This window comes from Bacillus sp. FJAT-22090, assembly GCF_001278755.1.
GTDB lineage: Bacteria > Bacillota > Bacilli > Bacillales_A > Planococcaceae > Psychrobacillus.
Genome location: NZ_CP012601.1, coordinates 2,880,056 through 2,896,775, shown reverse-complemented (window position 1 = coordinate 2,896,775; position 16,720 = coordinate 2,880,056). Strand labels below are relative to the sequence as shown.

Here is a 16,720-nt window from a genome sequence, read left to right as displayed (position 1 = left end):
TCTGCAGTCTTATATTTTTCATGCTTCATTTTTGAACAGCGGGCTATACTTCATAGTTGATATGTAATGATGCGAAAGAATACAAAATTGTCTTAAAAAAAATTGCACTAATAAAATGACGCTGTAATAAGGGTTATTTTTAGGATGCGCGCTTTAGGCGGTAAGAGCGCATCCATGTTCTATTCGCTAAGTTACTTTGAACACATCGGCCATTCATTATGAATAACAAAGTATCAGTTAAACAAGTGTAAATATCAAAACCTTTTGATTAAAATGATGGCTTATTAATAGAAAACTTCTATTAGTTAAGGAGTTGTTATTGTAAAAGTTCGGTGTTAATCTAAAATAACATTATTCAGACCTGTTAACTAGGTTAATTGTTTGATTTTATTATTTTAGAGGAGGGTTTAAATGATTACTGAAATCGTTGTAGAAGAATTACTAGAAGCCGATAAAGCAAGAGTTCAGAAACTATTGATAGAGAGTTACCAACAATATGAAAATGGTTTCGATGACCCTAAATTTTGGGAGAGCTACTTAAAAGATATTATTACTTCTTTGGATAGTACGGATGTGGATCGAATATTAATTGCGAGAGACGACCAGGAAATACTAGGGGAAACGGCTGAAAAAGCATATTCGGGGCACCCCGTTCATATTAATGCACCTTTCATACGTTTATTGGGAGTTCATCCGAATGCTAGAGGACGTGGAGTTGCACAAAAATTATTAAATGCTTGTGTAGATTATGCAAAAGAAAAAAATGCGAAAAGTATTTATTTGTTTACGGGCGATCCAATGATAAAAGCCATTCAATTATATGAGTATTATGGATTTGTAAGAGATATTGAGGAAGAAAATAAACTAGGTGGCATGGAAGGTGCAAAATGTTATCGTTTTGACCTATAGTAGCTCCTCCAACGGATACTATTCCATCTATACAACAGCAATAACAGTACCGAACATAATAAAAAAACTGGAGCAGCAATTAGCGCTCCAGTTTTTTTATTATTTCTCTACAACTACCCCATCGAAAGCTGCTTTATATATCGTATAAATGTCTTCTTTTAATAAGGGCATTGGGCTACGAGCAAGGATGCGTTTTTGCTCGACGGCATCGTTAGTTAAGCTATCTATTGCATCTTCTGTAATGTTAAAGCCTTTTAAAGTAGATGGAATGTTCACATCTTCTACAAGACGTTTCAACTCCGCTACACATTTATAAGATGCTTCTTCTTGAGATAGATTTGTAGAGCTAAAGCCCATCGCTTCGAATATATCTTTCATTCGTTTTTCACAGCTTTGGCGAATATAGCCCATTACATATGGAAGTAAAACGGCATTTGAGTCCCCATGTGCAACATGGAATTGTCCGCCGATTGGATAGGCTAATGCATGAACACCCGCAACACCTGCGTTGAAGAAAGCGAGACCTGCTAAGTAACTTCCATAGCTCATATCAGTTCGAGCTTGCTTGTCCTCGCCGTTTGATACAGCAGTTCTAATTGAGTTGCTGATTAAACGAATTGCTTGTAGCGCCAATGCATCCGAGATAGGACTAGCGTTTTTAGAAATATACGCTTCTACTGCATGTGTTAATGCATCTACTCCAGTTGCAGCAGTAACTTTTGGTGGTAAAGAAATAGTTAAAGCAGGATCGACAATTGCCACGTCTGCTAACAAATAGTCGTGTGTTACTACGTCTTTTGTAGTTTCCAAAGATAGAACAGAAATATTTGTCACTTCTGAACCAGTCCCCGATGTAGTAGGGATTAAGATAGAAGGGAGCCCTTTTTTTGTCACTTTTTTTGTGCCAGTCAAATTTAAATAATCTGCAACGTTCCCGTCATGTGCTGCTAACACACCTGCAAGCTTTGTTAAGTCTAGTGCGCTTCCGCCGCCAATTCCGATAACCATATCAAATTCATTGTCACGAGTGTAAGCGACTAGTTTTTCACCAATAGCTAAAGGTGGCTCTGGTACAACCTCTGTGTATATTTCCATCACGTAACCTGCTTCTTCAAGTGGAGCAACTACTTGATCAGTTAAGCCAATCTCCTTTAAAAAAGGGTCCGTAATAACGAGAATTTTTTTTGAATTAAAGCGATTTACTTCTTCTAATAGATGAGAAAGTGAACCCCATCCAGTATAACTAACTGGAGGTAATGTAATTTTTTCAGACATATTTAACACTCCCTATTGTTGATTCCAAACTACTAGTTTGGTTTCAGTCATTTCATGTATTGCATACTTTAGGCCCTCTTTACCTGTACCGCTTTCTTTTACTCCGCCATAAGGCATTTGGTCGATACGGTACGTTGGGATATCGTTAATCATTACACCTCCAACTTCTAATTCTTTAGAAGCTTTAAAGGCTGTTTGGATATCGTTCGTAAAAATACCAGCTTGTAAACCATAGTTTGAATCGTTGATAGCGTGAATACCTTCTTCAATAGAAGTAATTCGGTTTACAACAACGATTGGTGCAAAGACTTCCTGACAGGAAACTTTTGAAGTGGGGGATACATTTGTTAAAATGGTTGGCATGAAAACACCATTTTCAGTAGTGCCTCCCGCAATTATTTCCGCGCCATGCTCTACTGCTTCCTGTACCCAGCTCAATGCTCTTTCCTGCTCACCTGGATTGATCATGGCTGCTATGTCTGTTGTTTCTTCTAGCGGATTTCCAATCACAAGTTCTTTTGTAGATGACGAAAATTGTTGGATAAATTCTTCGAATAATTCATCCATTACATACGTGCGTTGCAAGGAAATACATACTTGCCCTTGGTTTGAAAATGCGCCCATGACACATTTTGGTACGATCTGCGATAAATCCACGTTCTTGTCTATAATCAATCCTGCGTTGGAACCTAGTTCGAGTGCTACTTTTTTCAATCCTGCTTTATCACGGATACCTTTTCCGACTGCAGGGCTACCTGTAAATGTAATCATTTTCACTTTGTCACTTTCCACTAGTGCGTCTCCAATTGTTTTACCGCCACCTGTTACAACGTTGAATGCACCTTTAGGTAAAGCGGTTTGATCAATCAATTCAGCTAAAAATAGAGCAGAAAGGGGAGTTTGTGATGCTGGCTTTAGGACAATTGTATTGCCAGCAGCAATTGCAGGTCCTACTTTATGTGCTACTAAGTTTTGTGGGAAATTGAAAGGTGTAATGGCACCGATCACTCCAATTGGCTGTTCAATTGTGTAGCCAAAACGATTTGCACCATTTTTTGCAGCGTCCATCGGAATCAATTCACCAGTTAATCGTTTTGCTTCTTCAGCTGCAAATTTATAAGTTTCAATTGTGCGGTCAATCTCTGCTAATGCATATTTCATCGGCTTCGCCGCTTCAAAAGAAATAATCTCAGCTGCTTTTTTGCGGTTATCAATAAACAATTGTGTAATATGCTCTAAAATTGCAGCACGTTGGTAAGCAGTAAGTTCAGCCATTTGTTTTCTGGCATCGTATGCAAAGTCGATTGCTTGTTCTACTTCTTCACGAGTTGCTTGTGGTATTTGTGCAATCACTTCTTTAGTATGTGGGGAGTGGAGGTCAGCTAGTTTTTCTGAAGACTTCCATTCACCATTTACGTAAAATTGCTTTTCCATCAAATAATCATCCTCTCGTATTTAACTCATGTCTTCTTCGGTTATTTTATCTTTTATAAATGTATCGTCTACTTCACCTTTGAAGAAGTCTTTACCATAGATTAAAAAGCAAAGTATCAACCCTACTGCGAATCCCCATGCAGCTCCTTTAATACAAAGAACTGCACCGATAATACCAGCAATCCCTAAATCACGTTGGCTCCGTGATTCAAGAATACCAACTTTCACACTTACATACCCTTGAATTAACATCGTTAAAGCTAAAGCAACTCCTAAGATCGGTTCTACTAAACTAACTATTGGTAATAAGAATAAACCTGTATTTGTACCCCAACGGAAGGAACCGACACCACCGAAGATGGAATCCATAGCTTTACGGCCTTTTTTAAATCGTTCAATCATAACTACTTGCATCGCAGACCATAATGGACCGCTCATTGTAACGTCCGGACCTAAAATACTCATTACACTGTTACGCATACCGAATATTAAATGTGCACGACTTGGGCTATATTCAACTTTTTCATCTGGACGTACTGCTGCACCATCTTCAACTAAAGCTTTTGTTTGTAAAACATCACCGAATAATACAATGTAAGCTGCAAGTACAGTAGGTAAACCAGTGATAAACATCATAAGTGGTGGGAAGCCTAACCCAAAAACAGTATATTCATTCCATAATGTGATGAAGTCTGGAGATGAGATGCCCCATTGAATTGTTGGCCAAGCTGCTTCTCCGAATAAAGGAGCGATAACAACTGCTATAATAATTACTGGGAAAATACCTAGTTTAGCAATCGTTCCCCAAAATGGATTGCGATTCTGGAATGTTGCAAAGTGTTTTGAAAATAAAAGATAGAATCCGATACCTATTGCAATTGTAATTGTCCATGGAAAATCATCGAATTTCCCACCGATTTGAAAAACAGAGATGATAGCTGCAAATCCTGCGCCAAGAATAACACCAGATTTCATCGCTGCTGGAATTAATTGTACGACTCTTGAAGCCAAACCGGTTGCTCCTAAGAAAAGAGAAAGAATTCCGAGCGTCATCTGGAAAGCTATCAGCGAATGTACTCGTTCAGGTCCTTCAGGGAACTGTTGGCAATATAACATGATTAATGGAATTGCCGGTGTAATCCATCCTGGAACAGCCGGGTCTCCAAGTAAATGATGCAGTAAATAGAAAAGACCATTTAGTACTATAATTGCTAAAGCTACTTCAAATGGCATTCCTAATAATTCAATTAATAGTGGAATGGCAGATAAATCAACTGCACACATAAGTAACCCTTGAACATAGTCAGGCCATTCAAAACGATAATGAATAAAAGGTAAACGTATTTTAAAAGGTCCTGCTGGTATGTATGGAGATTCTTCCCCAAACTTTCTGTCTTTCCATTTCATAAAAAAATTCCTCCCCCTAACATAATGAAACCCCTTTCAAAACGATATAAATAAAAAATAATCTTACATGAATACGTAACCATTTTTAGAGAAAAATATATAGACTAAAAATGGTTACGTATTCATTTTTGAGAAAAAATAAAACAAACCCTTCAAAAGGCTGTTTTATATTTTCCGTGTTGTGTTTCTACCAAACACTTTAACAGATTCAGTAATTTGTATGCAACCATTTTTTTTATTTTCAATCATTTCTATCAATTTCTGAATAGCTATATATCCTAGATTTTGCTCAGAGACGCTACCAACCGTAGTAAGCTGAATGGACCCATGGCGACTTAAATCTACGTTATCGATTCCAATAATACTAATATCCTCTGGTACCTGTAATTTTTCCTGTATAGCGTCATCGATTAAGTTTAGAGCAATCGAATCAGCTCCGGCACAAATAGCAGAAGGGCGTTTTTTTAGTTGGAGTAACTCATGGAAAGCACGTGTAATATCTTGTTTAGACGTGTCCGTGTTAATAATATATTGCTCTTGGAGTGGTACTTTACAATCTTCCATCGCTTGAAGAAATCCAAGATAACGGTTATTGAATGTGCTAACGTTCAAAGTTCCACCAACCCAAGCAATTTCTTCGTGGCCTTGTTCAATCATATGCTTTGCAGATAAATAACCAGCATGAAAATTATCAATTTCAACAAAGTATTCATTATTTTTGTGTTTTCGGTTATAGGTGATAAATGGAATGTCCATCCGCTTCAGTTTTTCAAATATTGGATCGTCAATTAATATACAGGATAAAATAACGCCGTCTACTTTATGCGCAATTGCAGTTGCATATGCTTCGGAAAGGTTTTTGTCATTAACGAACTGTACATTCACCCGAAAACCCTTTTCATTGGCATAATTTACGATTGCTGTTGTTGTATCTACGAAAAAAGGATTATGTAGTGGACCTGATAAAAGGGCAATTGTATTGGTTTTATTTTGAACAAGAGAACGCGCATGTCCATTTGGTATGTAGTTTAACTCGTCGATTGCTTTCATTACTTTATCAAGAGTTGGTTTTTTAACAGTTTGAGGCATATTTAATACACGCGAAACTGTCGTTTGGGATACTCCTGCGTGCTTTGCCACGTCTTTAGATGAGACCAAAACGATACCTCCTTTTTACGTTGATAATACATTATTTTATACAAAGTTGCTATATGTAAATGCTTGTGTAAAAGAGAAGAGAGATTCTTTCCAACATGCTCTATATTGGCTATCATTTAAGAAAGAGCAACTTTGAGAAGGAGCGTGAAAATTTTGCCATTAGAAATCGTGCGAAATGATATTACTAAAATGCCGGTAGATATTATTGTTAATGCAGCTAACGTTTCCCTTCAAATGGGTGGAGGAGTATGTGGAGCTATTTTTCAAGCAGCAGGTTCAGAGCAATTGCAAAAAGCGTGTAATGAAATTGGAGAGTGTCCTGTGGGGGAGGCAGTCATTACGGATGGCTTTCAGTTACAAGCAAAGCATATTATTCATACAGTCGGTCCAATTTGGAGAGGAGGCTCACAAAACGAGGAAGCGCTACTTAAAGCATGCTATGGAAATGCATTGTCTTTGGCTAAACAATACAATTGTAAATCTATCGCTTTTCCCCTTATTTCTTCTGGCATATATGGCTATCCGAAAGAACAGGCTTTACAGGTTGCCATTTCAACCATTAGTGCCTATTTGATGGAACATGAAATGCATGTGTATATGGTTGTTTTTGATAAGAGTGCATTCAGATTAAGTGGAAAATTATTTACTTCCATTCATGAATACATTGATGAATATTATGTAGAGGAACTAAGTCTACAATTTTCTCGCAATCGACAAGAAGAGCTATTTGAACTGGAGTCCCAAGCTATATTAGAAGAAGCTTCAATAAAAAAGAGGAGCTTGGAAGATGTATTTAAATATATGGAAGAAACATTCTCAGAAAGACTTTTACGTTTAATTGATGAAAAAAAGATGACAGATGTGGAGACGTATAAAAAAGCAAATATTGACCGTCGTCTTTTTTCTAAAATCCGCAATTCTGTTGATTATACTCCGCTCAAAAAAACAGTGATTGCTTTCGCTATAGCATTAGAATTAGATATAGAGGAAACAAAGGATTTGTTATCTAAAGCTGGCTACACTTTGTCACGTAGTAGTAAGTTTGATCTTATAATTGAATATTTTATGGAAGAAGAGAATTATAATATTCACGAAATTAATGAGGCATTGTTTGCTTTTGATCAAGTTCTGTTAGGTGCTTAATTTGTCGCTTTGGAAGCGACCTATTTGGAATTCGGAGTTGTTATGCTGAGTTTGTAAATAACAAACTTAGGAGGAAGACGAAGATGAAAAACAATTTAACAGAGTTAGTTTTTATTCTTGATAAAAGTGGATCAATGGCAGGACTAGAGGCAGATACAATTGGTGGATATAATGCGATGCTTGCCAAGCAAAAAAAAGAAGAAGGCGATGCAACAGTGACAACTGTATTGTTTAACCACGAATATGAATTACTCCATGACCGTATTAATGTAAGAGGAATTTCCCCAATAACGGAAAAGGAATATGAGGTTGGTGGAACGACAGCCTTGCTTGATGCAATTGGATCTGCAATTCAAAAAATAGGGAACGCACAAAAAAGAACAATGGAAGGGGAACGCGCTGATAAAGTGTTGTTTGTAATCACGACTGATGGTATGGAAAATGCAAGTTGCGAATATACCTATGACAAAATAAAATCAATGATTGCACATCAAAAAGAAAAACATAGATGGGAATTTATTTTTCTTGGTGCAAATATTGATGCTATTTCTACTGCTGCAAAGTTCGGAATTAATGAAGATTTCGCTGTAGAATATCACGCGGATATGGAGGGGACTCAGTTAAATTTCCAAACACTCAATGAAGCTGTTACTTCATTCCGTAAAGGAAAAAAGATAGATCGAACTTGGAAAAAAGATATTGAAGAAGATTTTCAACGACGTCAGTAAAGAAAGTAAATTTTTGAAAAATATTAACCAGACATGCTAATCGCTTTTTTACCATTCTGTATATCCCTTTTGTAGTTTTTTACTTGTAAAATAGCATTACTAAAATTCTGTTAACTTTGTCAAATTTATAGGTAAAAAATAATGTATTATTCTTGTTGTTATGAAACTATAGAACGAATTAAAATAAAATATCGAAAAATTCTCGAAATTTTAAAAGGAAATTTCATATATTCAGAGAAGTTAGATAATGCTTTTTATTTTAATAAGAGGGGATGGAGAAATGTTGAAAAAGGGGTTTAAGATTTTTTCTTTATTGGCAATAGTAAGTGCTTTAATATTTACGGGAATCAATTCTGCAATGGCTGAAGAAGCTGTTCCGAAAATCCGAATAGGTGTAAATCCGGCGGTAGAATCATTAACTGTTGGCGGAAATGGCGAGTTTGATGTAATTGATAAAATCACGGGTGAAGTTCTCTTTGAGGGAAACAACGAAGAACTAACTGTTGAATTAGGAGAATCTGCAATCAGTAAAACTAATTATCGATTGCAAGTAGCTTTTTCTACAAGCAATGCGTATATAGCTGATTGGTTATCTCGTGCTGAATCTTTTGGCTATCCAACGTATCTTGAAGAATTTAATAATGGCTACCGATTGTTGATTGGTGAATTCCCTTCAGACGCCTCCTTCTCTGTAAGGAATGCATTCAAGAATGAAATTGTTGCAAAAGGTCTTGGAGCAGCAGATGCCTATTGGCGCTTGATCACAATTGTAGAGGGCGAAGCGCAAATGGCAGTTAAAAAGGGAGAGGAAGTTAAAAATTCCCATAATCAGATCCAAATAATTGGAGAAGAAGGCAGTTTAGTTAAAATCAACGGTAAGCTTTATCGAGGAATTGCAGAAGTTGGATTTAACAGTACAGGTTCTTTAGCAGGTATCAATGAGCTTTCGATGGAGGAATATCTGTACGGTGTGGTACCACGTGAACTTCCGCCAAATCCGTATGGGGAAGTGGAAGCGCAAAAGGCACAAGCAGTAGCAGCCCGTACTTACGCAGCGTCCAATATGGGCAAACGTAGTAAGGATGGATATGATTTACTTCCAACTACTTCTGACCAAGTATATGGTGGTTATGAGGCGGAACATCCAGTTTCAAACGCCGCGGTTGATGGTACAAAAGGTGTTGTGGCAACGTATGAAGGTAAACTGATTACGGCTGTATTCAACTCTACTAGCGGAGGCTATTCTGCTAATAATGAAGATGTTTGGAATTCCGAGCCAACTCCTTACCTTCGAGGAGTTCCAGATGCTGAGCGAGGAAAAGCACTTGAACATGTACCAACTTTAGAAGTATTCAAGAATAGTGCCAACTCAACATCTCTTCGTGCTGCTAAAAATGGAGATTATGAGGCTGACTGGTCGAGATATCACCGTTGGAATTTCGAATGGACTGCTGAGGAGATGCAAGACGTTGTGAGTGAATACTTCAATGTTGATTCAGGAAAGATTCTCGAAGTTAACGTTATTGAGCGTTCAAATTCCGGACGTGTCTTGGAAATCGAATTTGTGACTGAAAATGGGACTTTTTATGAATACAAAGATCGAATCCGTACCGCATTGAAATATATCAATGCGAGTGGAAATAAAGCATCACTTCTAAGCACATTGTTCTTCATCGATTCGGTTAAGGATAAAAAAACTAAGGAAGTCATCGGCTACAAAGCATATGGCGGTGGATGGGGCCATGGGGTAGGTCTTTCCCAAACAGGAGCAATGGGCATGGCGGTTAAAGGCTACACGTATGATACAATTCTTAAACACTACTATACTGGAATTGATTTAGAAACAAGATATTAAGAAGAAAACTGTCGGAATTTCTCTTTGATGAATTTCGACAGTTTTTATTTGTGAAATAAAATAACGAATATACCTGATTTATATTGAAAAAATATTTCAACAATTTATAATTATAGAAAAACGAAACAAAAGGTGGACCATCTATGTTTGTATTAGGAATCGATGGCGGAGGTACGAAAACCACTGCAGTTGTTGCAGACGAAAATGGAACCGTTTACATGGAAGCGGAAACTGGCAGGAGTAATCCGAACACATTAAGTAAAACTGATTTTGAAGATGTGATTAATGGGTTACTAAATCAGCTGCGTAAACAGAACAAGGAAGTGTATCTGCAAATTAAGGTTTGCTTTGCAGGCATGGCAGGAGTTGGCGAGAGTAATCGGCATAAAGAGGTAGCAGAATTGATTGGAAGAAGTTTTCCTAATGAAACTAAAATCTTCGTTGAAAATGATGCCTTTAATGCTCTATTTTCTGGAACTTTGGGCAGTCCGGGAATAGTACAGATTTCAGGAACCGGAGCAATTACGGTAGGGATGAATTCAGTAGGAGAGATTGAAAGAGTTGGTGGTTGGGGCTACTTGTTTGATGACTTTGGCAGTGGATTTGACTTGGGCAATAAAGCCCTTCAAGCAGTATTCAAAGAATACGATGGAAGAGGTAAAGCTACCATGTTAACTGGCGTGATCAGTTCTTACTTTAATGTTAAAAGAGTTCCGGATATTATCGATAAGATTTATGGTGACATACATCCAAGAACAATCATTGCTCCCCTGAGCAGGTTAGTGGTAGATGCTGCTATCCATGATGATGCGATTGCGAAAGAGATCATTGAAGGTGCTTGTAAGGATATGTATTCATCCATTTCAGCTTGCCACCAGAAACTATTTTCTGTAGATGATTCAATTCCTGTCATTTTATCTGGCGGTGTTTTCTCAAACATCAATTTATTTAGGGAACGACTAAAAACGTTAGCCCAACCAGAGCTCCCTAATATAGTGTTTTCATCTACAAGAACTGCACCGGTTGGAGGGGCTATCGCCGCAGGGTTAAGTAAAGTGAAGAAACAGCTTAGTCCTCAGTTCATCGATACGTTTAATAAGCAATATAAAAAAGGAGCGAAGTAATGATCATCAAATCTGTTTTGGATATTGAATCAGCAGAAGTGGTGAATTTGTGGAATGAGTCGCTTGGAAGTAGATTTCCGATGAGGAAAGAATTGTGGATTCAAAATACCCTTCAAGACAAGAATGTACTTCCTGAGGCATCCATTGCAATTTTTGAACACGAACGCTTAGTCGGATTTGTCGTTTGCAAAAAATATCAGGAACAACTGGCCGCCGATATGTCAAAAGATATCGGCTGGATTCAATGTTTGTTCGTAAGTGAAAGTAAAAGGAATAGTGGAATTGGAACAAAGCTTTTAAATCATGCTGAACAAGCTTTCAAGTTCCAGAATCTGAAAGAGGTCAGGTTAGGGAGAGATCCTCTTCATTACTTTCCGGGGATACCTTTTGAGGATGGATCGGCTATCGATTTCTTTAGAAAAAAAGGCTATTTAATGGAAAGTGTTGAAATCGACTTACTAAGAACTGTAAAGGGAGCAGCCAAGTATGAACTTACAAATGACAAAAACTGTTACCGAGTTTTAACTAAAGAAGATATGCCTGAACTTCTCCGTTTCTTAGAAATGTCTTTTCCAGGTCGTTGGCATTACGAAGCATTGCATTATGATCGTATAAGCCAAAATGGAAGAGAGTTTCTTGGCTTTTATTTAGAAGGAAAACTACAGGGATTTTGCCGAATCAATGATCATCATTCACCCATAATCGCACAAAATGTTTACTGGTCACCTCTATTCCAAGCACCAACAGGAGGGATTGGACCATTAGGTATCGACCGGAGTATAAGAGGCAAGCACTATGGTATCGATTTGGTTAAGGCGGCAGCCAATGAATTAATGAATCGTGGAGTCGACCAAATTATTATTGATTGGACCCAGTTAAAACAGTTTTATGGGAAACTTGGCTTTGAACCGTGGAGAAAGTATCGGGCGATGTCGAAACCGTTAGAGTAGATATCATTTATGCGGATTATGTCCGGTTATGAATCTATTATTGTTGTTCATCTTAGTTTGTCCATATTTTTTTAAGAGAGGGGGAGAGGAATGAAGCGGTTGGTTGAAAAATTTCTCCATGATGAAATAGAGAAACAAACAACTCCGGGTGCTGTTATACGCATTAAACATAAGGGCGAATGGATTTTGGAGGAAGCAGTGGGATACAACAGTACCGAAGAAGATAAGGTACTAATGTCGACAGACCACCTTTTCGATGTGGCATCATTGACTAAAGTGATGGCAACCTTACCAGCCATTTTGAAATTGCTTGCTGACGCTGAAATCTATTTAAACGATCGGGTCGCCTCCTTACTCCCTTCCTTTGGTCGGAATGGTAAAGAAGACGTGACAATAAAACAACTACTTACCCATTCTTCGGGAATGATTGCACACCGGCCATATTTTGAACGGAAATTGAGTTATGAAGAAGTGTTAAATGAAATATACGAGGATCAACTCGTTTATAAACCTGAAACCAACATGATCTATAGTGATTTGGGATTTATTACATTAGGTGAAATTGTAAAGGTTGTCAGTGGAATCCCGCTGCAAGAATTTGTGCAAAAATATATTTTCGAGCCATTGAGGATGGATCAAACCACGTTCTTGCCGAAAGTTGAGCGTTCAAGAATAGCTCCAACTGAATACTTGGAGCATTTAAACGGTCATAAGTATGGAATCGTCCATGACGATAATACGGAATTCATGGGTGGAATTAGCGGTCATGCGGGTTTATTCTCCACTATTGGTGATATCGCAAAGTACTGTGACATGCTTGAAAACGAAGGTTATTACAATGGAAAGCAAGTCCTGAATCCAGCATGGCTTAGGAAGTCGCGTGAAAATTGTACTCCATTCTCAGAGGAGGTTAGGGGACTTGGGTGGCAGCTGAAAGGATCAAGTGCATGCCCGGCTGGGGATCTAATGTCATTTAATACGTATGGTCATACCGGTTTCACAGGAACAAGTTTTTACTTGGATCCTGAATCGGAAACTACTGTGATATTACTAACCAATCGAGTATATTTCGGTCGACATGATCGCATGATTCGGTTGCGTCCCAGACTTCATAACCTAATAGCGGCAAATTTATCAATATGGAAGGAGTGAGTTTCATGCATTTAATGGTAGTTGGTGCCCATTGTGGCGATGGGGAAATCCAGGCTGGGGCAATTGCACATAAATATGCCCAAGCCGGGTACAAGGTGACATTCCTGCATCTTACAGCCGGGGAGAAGGGGGGGGCCGCACATTTAACAGTGGATGAATATCGGGAACAGAAGATACAGGAAGCAGAGAAAGCCGCCAAATTACTGGGTGGAACGAGTATTAACCTGGGTCATAAGGACGCAGAGTTGACATTTAATGAGGAGATTGTGAAGGAAGTAGCTACAATATTCCGCAAGGAAAAACCTGATTTTGTCATCACACATTGGATCAACAGTATGCATCCCGATCATCGGCTTTGTCAACTAATTGTACAGGACGCTTGGTTAAAAGCTTCTTTGCCTGGCTTTGATTTGGAGGGCCTACCTCCGCATGGACTCCGCAGGGTTTTCCATAGTGAAAACTGGGAGGACATGGAAGGTTACGAACCAGATATATATGTGGATGTGACTGATTCATTTGAAACTTATTTAGAAGCGTTGTCCTGCTATTGGTTCATCATGAATTCTACAAGTTTCAGATATTACGATTACTATAAGGCATTAGGGACGATGAGAGGCTGTCTTGCTCGCACTACGTTTGCCCAAACGTTACAAAACTCAAAAGGTCTTCATGTCAGGAAAGAAGGGCATATTCCAGGGTTTCCAATATCTTAAGGGAGGTAGATACAACGTGGAATTAAAGAAAAAAGTAGGTCGTATGTTGATTGCGGGTTTCAAAGGAACTACTATATCAGAGGAAATTAAGCATTTGATCCATGAATATCATATTGGCGGGGTTATCTTATTCGGACGAAATATCGGAACACCTCAAGAAATTCTTAGTTTAACCAGGAGTCTGCAACTTGAGGCAAAAGCTGCTGGCTATTCCATGCCTTTGCTTATTTGTATTGATCAGGAGAATGGTGTTGTAAGGCGGTTAGGGGACGGTACCACTATCATTCCAGGTGCAATGCTTCTAGGAGCTGCAGGAGATGTTAATTATGCCATGCAGGCAGGCAGAATAACAGGCAAGGAATTAAAGGCACTTGGCATCAACTGGAACTTGGCACCGGTTGTCGATGTGAATAATAATGCTTTAAATCCAGTAATTGGAGTACGTTCCTTTGGGGAGGACCCGAAAAAGGTAGCTTCTCTTGCCGTGCAAACAATGACTGGGATGCAGGAAGAAAGAGTGATGACAACTTTAAAACATTTCCCAGGACATGGGGATACAAGTGTCGACTCACACCTAGATCTGCCAGTTATAGCACATGACTTAAAGAGGTTACATGAAGTGGAGCTTGTACCTTTCAAAGAATGCATTAAGACGGGAGCAGATGCAATCATGACCGCTCATGTATATTTCCCGGCTTTGGAAACGGAAGAGAATACTCCTGCAACCCTTTCGAAATCAGTGATTACCGGTCTATTACGGGAAAAATTAGGGTTTGACGGGGTGATTACGACCGATTGCATGGAAATGGATGCAATCGCAAAAGGTATAGGTACAGTTGAAGGAGCTTTAAGAGCAGTCGAAGCTGGTGTTGATTTAGTAATGGTTTCTCATATTCATTCGCTTCAAGAGCAATCCATTATAAAAATAGTGGAGGGTGTTAGGAACGGAGTTATCTTGGAAGCTCGTATAGACGAGTCAGTAAATAGGATTGACAACATGATTGGGAACTACGCTTCTTGGGATGAAATTGAACAAGTTTCAGAAGTACCTGCGTTCGTAGGTAGTGATTCGCATCGAGAGCTGATGCGGGAAATTTATAAAGCTGGAATTACGAAAGTCTACGGTAATGGTGAAGCGATTGCCCATGAAGCTAAAGTTCTATTAATTTATCCAACAAATGAGTATGCAACTATGGTTGAGGACCGTAGATATTCAACGATTGGAATGGCAGATGAGTTGATGAAGGTCCACAAGAACGTTGAAATACTTGAAATTATTCCAGCGGACTATGCAGTGGCAATCGAAGGTGCTGTTGAAAAGTCGACTGGGTATGACCATGTGGTTGTATTAACATTGAATGCCGTGAAAGATCCAGCACAAGAGAGATTAGTACACAAGTTAATCGAGTCGGGAAAGCCGGTAGATGTAATTGCTATTCGTTCACCGTATGATGCAGCTTTATTCCAGAATGCCAATAGAGTGATATGTACGTATGAATTCACTAAAAGCGCTTTTGAAATAGTTTCTGAATTTTTAGTTGGAAAGGTGGAAGTTAAGGGAAAATTGCCTGTTAGCCTACCTTTCATTGAAACAATATTTTAAATAATCAAAAAAGTATTGATATTTAATTTTATAAATACTAAAATATGGGTAAGCGTTTTCATTATTTAAATGCCGAGGGGGAGTTTTGTGAGAGCTATGCGCGTTTGCGGACTCATGTCAGGGACATCACTTGATGGATTAGATATGGCAATTGTTGATTTTTCTATGACGGATGGAGTGCTTGAACATGAATTGAAGCATTTCACTACAATGCCGTATACGCCGGAATTAAGGGAACAACTCGCAAGTTTAATGGATCAAGAAGCACCCGTACAGTCTATATCATCTATGAATATGTATTTGGGAGAATTATATGCTTCATCTATTAAAAAGATATTAGCTAATTCTGATATTGCGTTTGATTCAATCGACTTGGTCAGCTCTCATGGACAAACGATTTGGCATGAACCCATTGTAGGGGGAGACGCTTTCTCAAGGCCGAATACTCTTCAAATTGGTGATATTTCAGTAATTGCTGAACATACAGGAAAACCTGTTATCGGTGATTTCCGGACACGTGACATGGCGGCTGGCGGTCAAGGTGCACCATTAGTGCCGTTTGCAGACCAGTTTTTATTCCAATCTGAACAATCCGGAAGGGTGTTAGTTAATATTGGTGGCATCTCCAATATTACAGTGCTTCCGCCGAAAGGTTCAGTACAGGAAATCATCGCCTATGACACAGGACCAGGTAATATGATCGTTGATGCTTTTTCATCCATCTATACTAATGGAAAAGAGAACTTTGACCAGGACGGAAAATTTGCTGGAGCCGGTAAGGTGAGTGAGGAGTGGCTGAATCAGCTACTTCAACATACCTACTATAAGAAACCCGCACCAAAGAGTACAGGCAGGGAAGAGTTCGGAATTGGCTATGCAGAATCCATTTGGCACAAGGCAGATCAACTTGGTTTATCTTCACTCGACAAGATTGCTACCGCTACAATGCTTACAGCACGTACCTTGGCGGATGAAATCCAAAAGTACGTAACATCTCATGAATTATCAGAAATTTTCGTCAGTGGTGGGGGAGTGCATAATGTTACTCTCCTAAACTACTTAAGAGAATTGCTTCATGATTCAGTGAATGTAGAGAAGATTGAAATGCTAGGAATCAATAGTGATGCCAAAGAAGCTTTTGTGTTCGCTCTATTAGGGTATCTGGGCTTTCATCAATTGCCTAATAATTCCCCTGCTGCAACAGGAGCAAATAGGCAGACGGTTCTTGGGAAAATTGCTTGGTGAAAACAATATAAGGGGGATTTAAGT

At 38.7% G+C, this 16,720-nt stretch carries 14 protein-coding genes; 10 read left to right on the top strand and 4 right to left on the bottom strand.

Annotated features, from left to right (window positions below):
- Positions 1–411: 411 nt before the first annotated feature.
- A complete protein-coding gene (locus tag AM499_RS14450) occupies positions 412–909 on the top strand; it encodes a GNAT family N-acetyltransferase (protein WP_053590873.1) in 498 nt (165 codons plus the stop codon).
- 99 nt (positions 910–1,008) lie between these two features.
- On the opposite strand, the gene AM499_RS14445 is transcribed toward AM499_RS14450, so the two are convergent.
- The 4 genes from AM499_RS14445 to AM499_RS14430 all read right to left on the bottom strand — a co-directional run bounded on the left by AM499_RS14445 (position 1,009) and on the right by AM499_RS14430 (position 6,183).
- Positions 1,009–2,184, bottom strand: coding sequence for an iron-containing alcohol dehydrogenase (locus AM499_RS14445; RefSeq protein WP_053590872.1), 1,176 nt, complete (start codon positions 2,182–2,184; stop codon positions 1,009–1,011).
- Between the two features lie 12 nt (positions 2,185–2,196).
- A complete protein-coding gene (locus AM499_RS14440) occupies positions 2,197–3,618 on the bottom strand; it encodes an aldehyde dehydrogenase family protein (protein ID WP_053590871.1) in 1,422 nt (473 codons plus the stop codon).
- A gap of 21 nt (positions 3,619–3,639) precedes the next feature.
- Entirely contained in the window at positions 3,640–5,025 is a 1,386-nt protein-coding gene (locus tag AM499_RS14435; RefSeq protein WP_053590870.1) for a hypothetical protein, read from the bottom strand.
- A gap of 165 nt (positions 5,026–5,190) precedes the next feature.
- Positions 5,191–6,183, bottom strand: a complete 993-nt coding sequence (locus tag AM499_RS14430) for a LacI family DNA-binding transcriptional regulator (protein ID WP_053590869.1) — start codon at positions 6,181–6,183, stop codon at positions 5,191–5,193.
- Positions 6,184–6,336: 153 nt separating this feature from the next.
- On the opposite strand from AM499_RS14430, the gene AM499_RS14425 reads away from it, so the two are divergent.
- The 9 genes from AM499_RS14425 to AM499_RS14385 all read left to right on the top strand — a co-directional run bounded on the left by AM499_RS14425 (position 6,337) and on the right by AM499_RS14385 (position 16,696).
- Complete coding sequence (locus AM499_RS14425) at positions 6,337–7,326, top strand: macro domain-containing protein (RefSeq protein ID WP_053590868.1); 990 nt, start codon at positions 6,337–6,339, stop codon at positions 7,324–7,326.
- Between the two features lie 83 nt (positions 7,327–7,409).
- A complete protein-coding gene (locus tag AM499_RS14420) occupies positions 7,410–8,054 on the top strand; it encodes a vWA domain-containing protein (protein WP_053590867.1) in 645 nt (214 codons plus the stop codon).
- 280 nt (positions 8,055–8,334) lie between these two features.
- Entirely contained in the window at positions 8,335–9,909 is a 1,575-nt protein-coding gene (locus tag AM499_RS14415) for a SpoIID/LytB domain-containing protein (protein ID WP_053590866.1), read from the top strand.
- 143 nt (positions 9,910–10,052) lie between these two features.
- The gene (locus tag AM499_RS14410) at positions 10,053–11,033 is read left to right on the top strand and encodes an N-acetylglucosamine kinase (RefSeq protein WP_053590865.1); all 981 of its coding nucleotides are present in this window, start codon (positions 10,053–10,055) and stop codon (positions 11,031–11,033) included.
- Positions 11,033–11,983: a GNAT family N-acetyltransferase gene (locus AM499_RS14405; RefSeq protein ID WP_053590864.1), complete on the top strand. Its 951-nt coding sequence runs from the start codon at positions 11,033–11,035 to the stop codon at positions 11,981–11,983. Before AM499_RS14410 ends, AM499_RS14405 begins: the two co-directional genes overlap by 1 nt.
- Before the next feature lie 90 nt (positions 11,984–12,073).
- Complete coding sequence (locus tag AM499_RS14400) at positions 12,074–13,135, top strand: serine hydrolase domain-containing protein (RefSeq protein WP_053590863.1); 1,062 nt, start codon at positions 12,074–12,076, stop codon at positions 13,133–13,135.
- A 5-nt stretch (positions 13,136–13,140) separates the two neighbouring features.
- Positions 13,141–13,848: a PIG-L deacetylase family protein gene (locus AM499_RS14395; protein WP_053590862.1), complete on the top strand. Its 708-nt coding sequence runs from the start codon at positions 13,141–13,143 to the stop codon at positions 13,846–13,848.
- Positions 13,849–13,864: 16 nt separating this feature from the next.
- Positions 13,865–15,451, top strand: a complete 1,587-nt coding sequence (nagZ, locus tag AM499_RS14390; protein ID WP_231687470.1) for a beta-N-acetylhexosaminidase — start codon at positions 13,865–13,867, stop codon at positions 15,449–15,451.
- Positions 15,452–15,547: 96 nt separating this feature from the next.
- Positions 15,548–16,696, top strand: a complete 1,149-nt coding sequence (locus tag AM499_RS14385) for an anhydro-N-acetylmuramic acid kinase (RefSeq protein WP_053592228.1) — start codon at positions 15,548–15,550, stop codon at positions 16,694–16,696.
- The last annotated feature ends 24 nt before the right edge of the window (positions 16,697–16,720 follow it).

Bases quoted from the DNA above. Each gene is read 5' to 3' on its own strand.
- AM499_RS14415 (WP_053590866.1), top strand. From the start codon at position 8,335: ATGTTGAAAAAGGGGTTTAAGATTTTTTCTTTATTGGCAATAGTAAGT.
- AM499_RS14450 (WP_053590873.1), top strand. From the start codon at position 412: ATGATTACTGAAATCGTTGTAGAAGAATTACTAGAAGCCGATAAAGCA.
- AM499_RS14420 (WP_053590867.1), top strand. From the start codon at position 7,410: ATGAAAAACAATTTAACAGAGTTAGTTTTTATTCTTGATAAAAGTGGA.
- AM499_RS14405 (WP_053590864.1), top strand. From the start codon at position 11,033: ATGATCATCAAATCTGTTTTGGATATTGAATCAGCAGAAGTGGTGAAT.
- AM499_RS14445 (WP_053590872.1), bottom strand. From the start codon at position 2,184: ATGTCTGAAAAAATTACATTACCTCCAGTTAGTTATACTGGATGGGGT.
- AM499_RS14410 (WP_053590865.1), top strand. From the start codon at position 10,053: ATGTTTGTATTAGGAATCGATGGCGGAGGTACGAAAACCACTGCAGTT.
- AM499_RS14435 (WP_053590870.1), bottom strand. From the start codon at position 5,025: ATGAAATGGAAAGACAGAAAGTTTGGGGAAGAATCTCCATACATACCA.
- AM499_RS14400 (WP_053590863.1), top strand. From the start codon at position 12,074: ATGAAGCGGTTGGTTGAAAAATTTCTCCATGATGAAATAGAGAAACAA.
- AM499_RS14385 (WP_053592228.1), top strand. From the start codon at position 15,548: ATGCGCGTTTGCGGACTCATGTCAGGGACATCACTTGATGGATTAGAT.
- AM499_RS14440 (WP_053590871.1), bottom strand. From the start codon at position 3,618: ATGGAAAAGCAATTTTACGTAAATGGTGAATGGAAGTCTTCAGAAAAA.
- AM499_RS14395 (WP_053590862.1), top strand. From the start codon at position 13,141: ATGCATTTAATGGTAGTTGGTGCCCATTGTGGCGATGGGGAAATCCAG.